The organism is Shinella sp. SUS2 (genome assembly GCF_001262505.1).
Classification (GTDB): domain Bacteria; phylum Pseudomonadota; class Alphaproteobacteria; order Rhizobiales; family Rhizobiaceae; genus Shinella.
In genome coordinates, this window is record NZ_KQ410747.1 from 44,271 (window position 1) to 53,795 (window position 9,525).

The window sequence follows — 9,525 nt, forward strand, 5'->3', positions numbered from 1 at the left end:
CATGGCGAGCGTCGATATCGTCATTCCCAACTACAATTACGGCCGGTATCTTGAGGCCTGTGTGAAAAGCGCATTGGCGCAGGACGGAGCCGTGGCGCGCGTCCTTATCGTGGACAACGCCTCGACCGACGACAGCGTGGCGATCGCCCGACGCCTCGCCGCTGCGGACCTACGGGTTGAGCTGCTGCTTCGCCCGGAAAACCTCGGTCCCCATGCTTCCTTCAACGCCGGCATAGACTGGGCGCGCGCCGACTATTTCCTTCTGCTCTTTGCCGACGACGTTCTTGTGCCTGGCGCACTCCGGAGGGCAATTGCGACCATGGAGAAGGACCGTTCGCTTGCCTTCTGCTATGGGCAGGCCGTTGCGATCCGTGACGATGCGCCGTTGCCCGAGATCAGGGTGCAGCCGCTTTTTCCTCCGGTGGAGCTGATGTCCGGCCGCGCCTTCATCGAACGGTTCTGCGATCTCGGCGTCTTTCAGATACCAGGTCCTTCCATTCTCGTGCGTACCAGCGTGCAGCAGCGCACCGGCCACTATCGCACCTCTCTTCCGCACAGCGACGACTATGAGGTCTGGTTGCGGCTCGCCATGCACGGCTCCGTCGCCGCGCTCGATTGCGTGCAGGCCGGAATCCGCACCCACGCCGCGAACCGTTCGACAGACCTTTGGACACACCAAAGCCTGCACGTCCTCCACACGGCCGCGGCGGCGGAGAGTTTTTTCCACCACGAGGGCCGCTGGCTGGACGGGGCCGAAGCGCTGCGCAAGCGCGCCAGGCGCGGCATCGCCCAGCGTGCCTACTGGTCGGCAGTGTCCCATGCCCTGCAGGGGAATGCGGAGGCCCTGCGATTGCTGAGGATCGCCTTTCAACTCTCCCCCTTCACGGCTCTCGTACCTCCTCTCGGTTATCTCCTCCGGCGTCGCGATATGATGCCGCGTGTGCGTTCGCTCCTCGCCCGGGCGTTGCGCTAGCGCCGATTGGGACAAGTTGCCTGCGATGCCTGTGCGCAGGGGTAGGCCGCCTATACGTTCGGTGGAGGTTCTACCCCATACAGGCGCGTTAACACCGCCGGAACGGCCCAATATAGTGTTTGTTGCGGGCGTTCGGCCTGTCCGGCCTTGCCTCATGGGGGAGAAGATGACTGTTTCCGATGCAGCAGCCGTTGCCGAAAAGAACACCCACTACGACAAGTCCTATTTCGACAAAACGTTCGAGCACCAGCGCTACGCGGCCTATTTCGATCGCCTGAAGTTCGAGAGGTTTGTCGGCCCTTCGGATCGCGTGATCGATTTCGGCTGTGGTGGCGGCTACATTCTTTCCGGTCTCAACGTCAGGGACAGGGCTGGCGTCGAGATCAACGAGGCAGCCGCAGCGGTGGCACGCAAGAACGGCATCCAGGTTTTCGACAGTCTCGAGAAGATCGAGGAAGGCTGGGCCGACGTCATCATTTCCCATCATGCGCTCGAACATGTCGATGACCCGCTGAGTACGGTGCGGTTGATGCTCACCAGGCTCCGTGCGGGAGGCAGGATCGTGCTCGTGACGCCGAGCGAGTCCTTCAAGATGCGCTACCGTGAGGACGATCCGAACTTCCACCTGTTCACATGGTCGCCCGGCAACCTCGGCAATCTGCTGAAGCGCGCAGGTTTTACGGAAATCAGCGCGGTGCCCGTTCATCACCGCTGGCCGCGCTACTGGTGGCTTGTCGGCCCGGTTGTCGGCAAGAGCGTCATGAACCGCATCTGCACCGTCTACGGACGACTTATGACAGGGATCAGCCAGGTTAGGGCGATCGGCTACAGGCCTTGAGCAGATCGCCGTTACGGTTTTCCTTGGAAATCGATTGGGTTGGCCCACCGGCACTTTGTCTAAGTCCGACGCAGGATTATCCAGTCTGAAACGCCGCCGCACAGCCCGTCGAGGCAGCGTGTGGTGTCCTTTCCAGGTATTGGAAGCGGTTTGTGTCCAGGCTCATCGCCGGGCGATGTTTGCCTCGTCGAGGATGATGCTCACGCGAAGGATATCGCCTGCCAGGATCGGGTCGGTCTGGCCGACTTCGACTTCCTGATAGTTGCCGTCAAGCATCCGGATGGCGGAGAAGCGGAAGGCGACCTGCCGGCTGCCGTCCTTCTTCTGCAGAGCGATGCCGGCCTCCGCCATGGCCTGAATGTTGTAGGCCATCTTTCGGCGCAGACGCAGGATGTCGATGTTCACCTCGCGCAGATCCGCTGCGGCCTCACTGCGACGCTGGCCGCGAAGCGATACGAGGCGGCTGTCGATCAGCGTCAGGTTCTGGCGTGCCCGCGCGAGGAACGAACCGAACTCCAGGACATCGCGGTTGGTGGCGGATATTTCCCGTTGCTTCTCGCGTAGCTGGGTTTTCGAGGTGAGGCCGCGCTCCACCATCGCACTTGCCACCTTGACGTCCTCATTGAGCAGGGCAAGCTCACCGTCGCGCAGCTTGCCGCTCTTTTCCAGCGTGTCGATCTCCTCGACATAACCAACCTTCTGCCGCGCCAGGCTGTTCAGCTCGGCATCGAGCGATGTGCGCCGCATCTCGAACAGCGTGCGCTCCGCTTCCACGATCTGCTGGACGACGCGGGCATCGGGTGTTCCGATATCGTCATTCGCCAGATAGGCGAAAGGCCGTCCGTTGAGTTCCGCTTCCAGGCGTGCCCGTTTCACGTCCTGGGCGAGAAGCTGTACACCGAGATCGGCATATTCCTGCCTGAGGCCGGCAAGGCGTGTAGAGCCACTTTCACCTTCCGCCAGCGCCTCCTTTTGTCCGCCGCCGAGTGCGAACAGTTCGAGCGCGATCATGCCCGGGTGAAATTCGTATTTGCCTGGTTTCTGCACCTCGCCGACGATGTAGACGGGCGCATAGTTCTCCACCACCACGGCGACGGAGAGGTTGGCGATGTGCACCTTCAGCCCGTCATCAATGGTGGCGCGGACCTGCTCGATGCTCTTTCCCGTCACGGGGAGATTGCCCAGCAGCGGATAACCGATCGTGCCATCCGCACCGACCGGAAAGGAGCCGCTCAGCCCCGTATCGCCATAGACGGTGATACGCAGCACGTCGCCATTTCCCACCGGATATTCGGCGCCGATCGCCGTGTCTGGCCCGTTCGAAACGACGAGCAGCAGTGCGCCGAGAACCGCAGCCAGACGGGTTGCGCCTCGCCGACGGCCGACGGCAGTGGGAATGGCCTCTTGCGCCTTCAGCATCTGTTTCAAGCCTCACATTCCGGCGATGGACGGCATGTCTACGGCCGCATCGCTGCGTTTTCTGCCTTCGTTTGCAGCCTGGAGATCCGCGGTGGTGCTCGCCCGACGGTTCAAGGTGCCGCGCGAGGCCTCGTTGATGACGAGCCCGTCTACAACGACGCCTGCTGCCGCGGCCTTGCGCAGGCCGTTCATCGCCTGCAGGGAATCACCGCCGGCCGGTATGACGAAGATGGTTGCGTCGACGAGGGCCGAGACGAGCAGCGCTCCCGATCCGCTCCCCACCGAGACGGAATCGATGACGACCGCGTCATAGGTCTGCTTGAGCGTAGAAAGCAGCCGGGCGAAGGCCTCGTGGCCGAGGATATGCTCGACGGGACCTTCCGCCACGCCGGCGCAGACGAGATCGATGCCGGATACCGCGTCATGGCGCAGGACATCGTCAAGTAAGACGCTATCGTGCGCGGCAACGAGGTCAACGACGGTGCGGCCGGGCTGGACGGAAAACTCCCGCGCTACGGCCGGGGCCAGAAGGTTTGCGTCGAGCAAGACGGTCCGTAGCCCCGTTGCCGCCAGCGATCGGGCAAGACAGGAGGCGATGAAGGTCTTGCCTTCACGAGGACCCGCGGATGTCACCGACACCGTCAGGGCGTTGCCGGCGCGGGCAGAAAGCCGCAGGCGCCCCTGCAGATCGGCCACCGCGTGGGCGAAGGGCGTATGGCCCTGGCAAATCAGCTTGGCCATGCCGGCGCGCTGATGCTGCGACAGTTCCGGAATACGCCCGACGATCGGCACGCCGCTATGCCCTTCATAGGCGGTCGACCGGCGCAGGAAGGCGGAGCGCACTTCCAGAAGCACGGCAACGAGCAGCCCGCCGGCGAGGCCGAAGACGATCCCGGCGAGCAGCCACGTCGATGCATCGGGGCTTGCCCGCACGGACGACGGCATCGCCTTGGAGATGATGCGTGCTTCCGCCATCGCGATGCCGTCCTGCTCGATCGTCTGCTTGTATCGGGCAAGATAGCTCTCGTAGATTGCGCGGTTCGCACTCGCTTCGCGATCCAGCTGGTCGGCCTGGACGATTGCCTCGTTCGCGGTGGACATCTCGGTCTGCATCTGCCGGAGGCTGGCTTCCAGGCCGGCCTGCTGACGCTTGGAGACCTCGATCTCGTTGCGCAGGCTCTCGACGATCTGGGCCACCTCCACCTCGATCTGCGCCTGGATCGTCTCAAGCTGGGATTTGAGCTCGGGGATCTGCGGGTTCTTGACGGCGCCGCTCTCGCTGATCGTCGCAAGCGAGCGTTTGAGCCGGGCCTCCTCTGTGCGCAATTGCTGGATTGCCGGTGAGTTCAGGACCTCTGACAGGGCAAGGCCGCTTTCGGCCTTGGAAACGTCGAGTGCGGTTTCCAGTCGGGCGCTTGCCCCCGCGACCTGCGCCCTGAGCTTTGCCAGTTCCGTATTCAGCCCGGCGATCTGCTGCGAAAGCAGGGTCGTTCCGCCCGATTTGACGATGCCGGATTTTTCGCGGAACTCGGTCGCCGCATGTTCGGATCGTTCGAGTTCGCTGCGCAGGCTCACGAGACGGGTACCGAGCCAGTCGCTGACATGCCGTGTCGCGGTCGTCTGCACGTCGACCTGATAGTCGATGTAGGCCTCCGCATAGGCATTGGCGACGATGGCGGGAAATTCCGGGTTGGCGCCGCTGAACGAGATGTAGATCGTATAGGAGCGGCCATCGTTCGCGACCCGCACGCCGGAGAGTAGCTGATCGACCAGGATGCGATCGTCAATGGTCGCGTGGGACCTCGGCTCAGCCGTCGTTGCCGCCGCGGAACCAGCACCGGTCTCTCCCGTCAGGCCAAGACCCTTGGCGACGTCGACGCCAGCCTTCTGGAGTTGCGCCAGGACCTTTTCGCCCATCGATCGCGAACTGATGATGTCGATCTCGGTCCGCAGCGCGGGGCTTTCCTGCGGCAAGGGCGAGACGACGGATTCGGTCGGCAGCGCCTGGAACTTGCGCACATCCAGCGCCAGCACCGCCTCGGCGAAGTAGCGCGACGGCTGGTCCAGATAGCCGACCGTCGAGCTGAATATGCCCGCTGCCAGAAAGGAGAGGATCAGCCATTTGCGCTGCAAGACAAGCGACACCGCCCGAGAAACAGCAAGTTCCTCGGAGACGCCAGGGCTCCCCGACACGATCATGACACTATTCCTGTTGCGGGGCGCTCTAGGCCCGGCCGAGATGATGCTCGGCGTCAGGCAAGAGTTCGCCGACCTTGCACGCGACCTCGGTGCGGTTCGTGGCGCCGAGCTTCTTCATGATGTTCCGGATATGCACCTTGACGGTGCTTTCGCAGAGATTGAGTTCCCGTGCGATCATCTTGTTCGCCTTGCCACGGCGCAACGCCTCGGCGACGGCCGTCTGGCGCACGGTGAAGGCGGAGCGGATCGCCTTGCGGGCGACGAAGCCACCCACGAGACCGCGCATCGCGAGTACGCTGCTTGCCGGCACGAACTGCCCGCCGGCAATCGCCAGCCCGATTGCCTCGATACACACATCGACATCGACGGAGCTTGGAATGAAGCCATGCACACCGAGATCGATGGCCTGCAGCACATGGTCCAGCGCCTGGCTGTTGGAGAGCACCACGACCGGTACCGGCTCCAGCGTCGTCACGAGCTGGGTGATTTCCTGCCGAATCGAGATGTCGCTGATATCGTTGCTGCCGATGTTGATCACCGCAACCCTGAGGGTGCCGAGCGTCGTCTTGCATTGCTGCCAGCTGGCGATGCCCGAGAAGGTGAAGATGCTGATGCCGATCTGATGGGAAATGAGGCTGTTTGCGAGGCATTCCCGGTCGAGGTTCCGCTTGTCGAAAATCGCCAGGTAGTCGTTTGCCGCGTAGGTCTGCGGCGGATAGTCAACTCGCTCGCTCACGGCCTCTCGCCGCTCGACGCCGAGCGAGTTCCGCGATCGAAAGATGTCGATTGACTGCCTCTCCAAAAATGTTTCGTCTTTCGCCATGGCACCCCTCACTAACTCCTGGTTCGAAATACGAGCCTTGGTCTGGTTCCGCTTATTCCTCGTTCCGCTTTATTAGCGTTAACGTTTCATGTCGGTGAATCCACCTAAACAAGCGCTAATTTTCTCACTGTGAATGCCTCTGCGAAGAGCGAAGGCGAGCGGCATTCCATTCCGCGCACCCGGGCAACGCCTCGAAACACGTCCTCGTGAAACCAATCCTTCGATCTCTGCGTCGAAAAATGCTCCATGAGCAGCTCGATCTTGCGTTCGATCATTCCTGGCAGCAGCGGCACATAGGTATTGCGCTCGACGAAGTCGCCGTCCCATTTCGGGATTTCGTATTCCAGCACGAAGTGGTCGCGGAAGACGTTTGTGGTCAGTTTGTTCAGCTCCTGATGATCCTGGTGCGCGTCGAAACGGCTGTGCGTGAAGATGACATCGGGCTCCACGCGCTCGCGCAATGCCAGCAGGAACTGTTTTATCTCCCGGCTCTGGCTCGGAAAGTAGCTGTCTTCGAAGCCGCAGACCTCCACCGCCGCGCAGGCAGCGCCCTCGAGAAAGGCAGCTGCCGAACGGCGGGTTTCCAGTGCTCGTTCGGGTGTTGCGCTCATCACGCACCAATGGACGTCGAGCCTCACGCCGGCTGCGATGAGGCCGAGGATCGTGCCGCCTGCGCCGATCTCGATGTCATCGGCATGTGCGCCGAGGCAGAGGACCTTCAACGGGAGCCCGGCAGCGGCCATCGACAGCGTTTTCATGAGCGGCCTGCCATTCGAAGGCTGGAGACCCGGCCGGCCGCCACCTGGCGCACCCACGGCATCTCGCCGCGCTCGACCATTTCCTCCAGCATCTGCCAGTCGCGCAGCGTATCCATCGACCGCCAGAAGCCCTCGTGCTTGTAGGCCATCAGCATGTCGTCCTTGATCAGCCGCGCGAAGGGCTCGAGCACCAGCTCCTCGCCCTCGCGCATGTAGTCGAAGATCTCGCGGCGCATCAGGAAGTAGCCGCCGTTGATCCAGATTTCCGACGTGTCCGACGAACGGAACTCGACAACCCGGCCCGCCGGATCGATGTCGGCAAGATGATAGGTCAGCGGCGGCCTGACCGCGAGGAAGCAGGCGATCTTGCCGCTGGCCTCGAAGCGGGCGACCATGTCGTCAAGATCAACATCGGTCAGGCCGTCGCTGTAGTTGGCGAGGAACATTCGCTCACTCATGACATGGTTGCGCACGGCCCACAGGCGCTCACCGATATTACGCCAGATGCCTGTGTCTATCAGCGCCACGCGCCATTGCTCCTGGGCCTCGCCAAGAAGTTCGACCCGCCCCTCGCCGGACACCACGCAGTCCGAAAAGGTTTGCGGGCGGCAATTCAGGAAAAATCCCTTGATGACATCCGCCTTGTAGCCAAGGCAGAGGGTGAAATCGTCATGTCCATAGGAAGCGTAGTACTGCATGACATGACGCAGGATCGGCTGGGTGCCGAGCGGGATCATGGGCTTCGGAATGCTCTCGGAATATTCCCGGATGCGCGTACCCCGGCCACCGCAGAAAAGCACGACTTTCATGACCAGGCCTCCGCGGGATCGATGATGCTGACATCGGGGATGGGGATGATGAACTTCGCGCCCCAGTCGCCGACATGGCGCATCTGTGCGACGATCTCGTCCTTCAGGTTCCAGGGCAGGATGAGAATGTAGTCCGGCCTGTGCTGGTCGATCGCTTCCACGGGCAGGATGGGAATGTGCATGCCTGGCGTGAACCGGCCGTGCTTGTAAGGATTGCGGTCCACGGTGAAGTCGAGGAAATCCGTGCCGATGCCGCAATAATTGAGCAGCGTGTTGCCCTTGCCGGGCGCGCCATAGCCGCAGATGCGCCCGCCGCGCTCCTTCACGCCGATGAGGAAATAGAGAAGGTTGCGCTTGGCCTTGCGGGCTCTGGCCGCAAACGATGTGTACGCCTCTACCGTATGGAGCCCTGCGCGCCGTTCCTGCCCCAGGAGGTCGGCGACACGGGGACTGATCACGCTATGTGCGCCGGCATGGCCGAGATAGATCCGCAGCGACCCGCCATGCGTCGGCAATTCCTCCACGTCGAAAACCTCAAGCCCGTGCAGCCGCGCGGCTATCTGTACCGTGAGCAGGGAGAAGTAGGAAAAATGCTCGTGATAGATCGTGTCGAACTGGTTGTGTGCCAGAAGCGTCGCGACATGGGGAAATTCCAGTGTGATAGCTCCATGCGACTTGAGGATGCGCCTCATGCCGGCAAGGAAGTCATTGAGGTCCGGCACCTGTGCCAGAACGTTGTTGGCGGCGATCAGATCCGCCTGCTGGCCGGCTGCGACCATGTCGTCGGCGAGCCGCTGTCCGAAGAAGGCGATTCTCGTCGGCACGTTTCTCGCAATGGCGGCCTTCGCCACATTGGCGGCGGGTTCGATGCCGAGCACGGGAATGCCGCGCGTGACGAAATGCTGGAGCAGGTAGCCGTCATTGCTGGCGATCTCCACCACGAAGCTGTCGCCACCAAGGCCGAACCGTTCGATCATCGCTCCGCAATAGCGTTTTGCGTGTTCCACCCAGCTCGTGGAGTAGGACGAGAAATAGGCATACTCCTCAAAGATGCTTTCGCGGCTGACATACTCCTCCAGTTGGACGAGCATGCATTCTTCGCAAACCCGGACATGGAGCGGGTAGTATTCCTCCATACGGCCAAGTTCATTTTCCTGGCGAAAACTCTCGCAGGGTGGAGACATACCGAGATCAACGACAGTATGGTTCAGTGCCGTTCCGCATAGCCGGCAGTTCGGCTTCAAGGAAATCTCAGAAACATACGAAAATGAAGGACTACTCTGAGAGCTCATCTACCGTCTCCACAGAAAGATTCGACAGAATGGGAACGAAAAGCTGAACGAGGGCAGCCTTCCAAATTGAAATCGTCTCTTGGCCCACTGTCAGATTAGGCGAGTGGTACGGCAGTTTCGATACTGCTATGCGAACACGCCCCCTGTCTGAAAGGCGTAGCATTTCGAACGTGTGGTAAGCTTTCCTTAACTATACGCTCACCGGCCGGCCAGAATACGTCGGAAGAAGCACTTGGCAGCACGACGGCGCGCGGCAGGATAGCGGACTCCAGGGAGGAAGGGTGCCATGTTGTTCGCCCAAACTGATCTCGAAGGTGTATGGTTGATCGAGTCGTGCCTGAGAGCGGCGGTGGAAAAGTCGGCCACGGTAGCGGCGGAATAGTCCAGCCGCGGGCGGAGTAAAAACCGGCCACC

Annotated in this window: 8 protein-coding genes; 2 read left to right on the forward strand and 6 right to left on the reverse strand. The window is 61.7% G+C overall.

Annotated features, from left to right (window positions below; all coding sequences use genetic code 11):
* Window position 1 precedes the first annotated feature (1 nt).
* Together AKG11_RS28535 and AKG11_RS28540 are read left to right on the forward strand one after the other, a co-directional pair.
* Window positions 2–973: a glycosyltransferase family 2 protein gene (locus AKG11_RS28535; RefSeq protein ID WP_050746369.1), complete on the forward strand. Its 972-nt coding sequence runs from the start codon at window positions 2–4 to the stop codon at window positions 971–973.
* Between the two features lie 166 nt (window positions 974–1,139).
* Window positions 1,140–1,811 carry a class I SAM-dependent methyltransferase gene (locus tag AKG11_RS28540; protein ID WP_023515873.1) on the forward strand — a complete coding sequence of 224 codons (672 nt, stop codon included), beginning with the start codon at window positions 1,140–1,142 and terminating at the stop codon, window positions 1,809–1,811.
* 162 nt (window positions 1,812–1,973) lie between these two features.
* Here AKG11_RS28540 and AKG11_RS28545 read toward each other — a convergent pair whose 3' ends face one another.
* The 6 genes from AKG11_RS28545 to AKG11_RS28570 form a co-directional block, all read right to left on the reverse strand.
* Window positions 1,974–3,230 carry a polysaccharide biosynthesis/export family protein gene (locus AKG11_RS28545; protein ID WP_050746370.1) on the reverse strand — a complete coding sequence of 419 codons (1,257 nt, stop codon included), beginning with the start codon at window positions 3,228–3,230 and terminating at the stop codon, window positions 1,974–1,976.
* 12 nt (window positions 3,231–3,242) lie between these two features.
* Entirely contained in the window at window positions 3,243–5,429 is a 2,187-nt protein-coding gene (locus AKG11_RS28550) for a GumC family protein (protein ID WP_050746371.1), read from the reverse strand.
* 25 nt (window positions 5,430–5,454) lie between these two features.
* A complete protein-coding gene (locus tag AKG11_RS28555) occupies window positions 5,455–6,165 on the reverse strand; it encodes a response regulator transcription factor (protein WP_050746376.1) in 711 nt (236 codons plus the stop codon).
* Window positions 6,166–6,356: 191 nt separating this feature from the next.
* Window positions 6,357–7,010, reverse strand: a complete 654-nt coding sequence (locus AKG11_RS28560; RefSeq protein ID WP_023516403.1) for a PIG-L deacetylase family protein — start codon at window positions 7,008–7,010, stop codon at window positions 6,357–6,359.
* Window positions 7,007–7,819 carry a glucose-1-phosphate cytidylyltransferase gene (locus tag AKG11_RS28565; RefSeq protein ID WP_023516402.1) on the reverse strand — a complete coding sequence of 271 codons (813 nt, stop codon included), beginning with the start codon at window positions 7,817–7,819 and terminating at the stop codon, window positions 7,007–7,009. Before AKG11_RS28565 ends, AKG11_RS28560 begins: the two co-directional genes overlap by 4 nt.
* Window positions 7,816–9,111 (reverse strand): class I SAM-dependent methyltransferase, encoded by a 1,296-nt coding sequence (locus tag AKG11_RS28570; RefSeq protein ID WP_050746372.1) that lies wholly within the window; start codon window positions 9,109–9,111, stop codon window positions 7,816–7,818. Before AKG11_RS28570 ends, AKG11_RS28565 begins: the two co-directional genes overlap by 4 nt.
* Window positions 9,112–9,525 lie beyond the last annotated feature (414 nt).